Annotated in this window: 2 protein-coding genes; both read right to left on the reverse strand. The window is 55.3% G+C overall.

Going from position 1 to position 1,733, the window contains the following annotated elements; translation table 11 throughout:
* Positions 1-632 (reverse strand): alpha/beta fold hydrolase (locus ACOVRA_RS04085; protein ID WP_421719184.1); only part of this gene is annotated, 632 nt, incomplete at its 3' end.
* A gap of 3 nt (positions 633-635) precedes the next feature.
* Positions 636-1,733, reverse strand: a 1,098-nt coding sequence (locus ACOVRA_RS04090) for a sulfatase-like hydrolase/transferase (RefSeq protein WP_421719185.1), incomplete at its 5' end; no start/stop codon positions are given.

A 1,733-nucleotide genomic window follows, 5' to 3' on the forward strand; every position in this document is an offset into this window, starting at 1 on the left:
GCCTCGGCCACGTCACGCCGCCAACCATCCCGCCAAGCGGTTGGCTCATTACCAGGCGCGAAAAATGCTCGGGCAACATGACCCATGCGCTCTGCCTCGGGCAAGGAAAGATCGAATGACGCCAGCAGAGATTGCTCTATATGCGGGGCCATCGCGACCTTCCCGCCGGCTGCCAGCAGGATGACAGCCTGCACCAGATCTGGCCTAAGGGCTGCGCTCATTCTTGCAACTCGATTGCCGAATGCGTGACCAAGGACAATTACCAGTCGCTTGTCAGTGCTGCTCTCGATGACATCAGCAACATCATCTGCCAAATCGTTGAGCCGCACGTCTGCTGAGTAGGACGCGGACCTCCCAAAGCCGCGGGGCTCGGGACATATCGCTCGAAATCCAGCATCTGCGACTGCGTTTGCAAGCAATCGGAAGTCACTGGCACCGCGGCCAAGGGAGGGAATCATGACAATTGCCGGAGCGTCACTGGGGCCAACGACAAGTACCTCAATGACGCCATTACGGCCATTGACGAGGGTTCTCTCTTCCAAGACTTGCCGCCGAATGGACCTGCATGCTCCAACCACAAGGAGCCCTCCAACGGCACTTCGACGGGAGAGGAGTTTCATATTCATCGCCATCGCTCAATTGAACATCTCTACCCACATATTTTCGACTTCAGCGGCCACACCTCGTCGACTTGTCCATTGAGGCTCAATGTTCCCCGCATTCCACTGATCCCACTTTTGTAGAAGTTCCTTGACCTTTTCGGGATGACGTTCCGCCAGATTGAACTTTTCACCGGGGTCGACCTCCAGATCGTAGAGAAGCGTCCATTGTCCTAGCGCAGACACGACGGCCGGCACCCCGTCAGGCCTCATCGATCTGGAGAGATCGTCAGTCGCCCGATTGGCCGGTGCACCGCCAACCGGTGCCGAACGATTAACAACCACCAATTTCCAACGTCCTTCGCGGACGATTCGAGTGGGTCCCATGCGCCAGAATAGTGCCCGACTTGAATGCGCCGCAGGATCCAGAACCAGACTAACGAGGTTACGCCCCTCTGCGCCCGGATGGGCAACGCCGGCTGCAGCCGCAGCAGTTGCGGCAATATCCAATGCGCTGACAGGATTAGAGTAGACACCTGGAGCTATTGATCGTGGCCAGGATACAAGAAAAGGCACCCTAATGCCCCCATCCCAAGGGTAGCCCTTCCAGGCTTGGAGTGGCGCATTGGAGCAAGCACCGCCAATATAGCTTGGGCAACCGTTGTCACTCAAAAAGACAATCAATGTATTGTCATAGGTACCAGTTGTCTTCAGGTGCCGAACTAATTTCCCAATCCCATCATCCATTGCAGTAAGCATCGCTGCATACACCCGATGGTAATTTGTAAGATTCTCGCCGACCCGCGATAAATAATGCGCCGGTGCCTGCAGCGGTGTATGCGGTGCGGTATATGCCAGATATAGGAAAAATGGCTTCTCGGAACGACGATCTACAAACTCAATGGCCTTGTCAGTGAAGACGTCCGTTACATAGGCATCGGGCTCCACACGGGTTCGGCCATCGAAAATTGGTAAGCGATCGCGTGTAATGAGTTTGTCTTCGGCTGTCTCAACATGGAGGTCGTTTGGCCCAATCGCGGTCAAATAAGGCGTTGCTCCCCCAAGAACCCCGTAAAAACTATCAAAGCCGCGATCGAGCGGGGTATAACCTTCTGTTTGGCCCAAGTGCCATTT

Source organism: Aquidulcibacter sp., assembly GCF_049239865.1.
Lineage (GTDB): Bacteria > Pseudomonadota > Alphaproteobacteria > Caulobacterales > Aquidulcibacteraceae > Aquidulcibacter.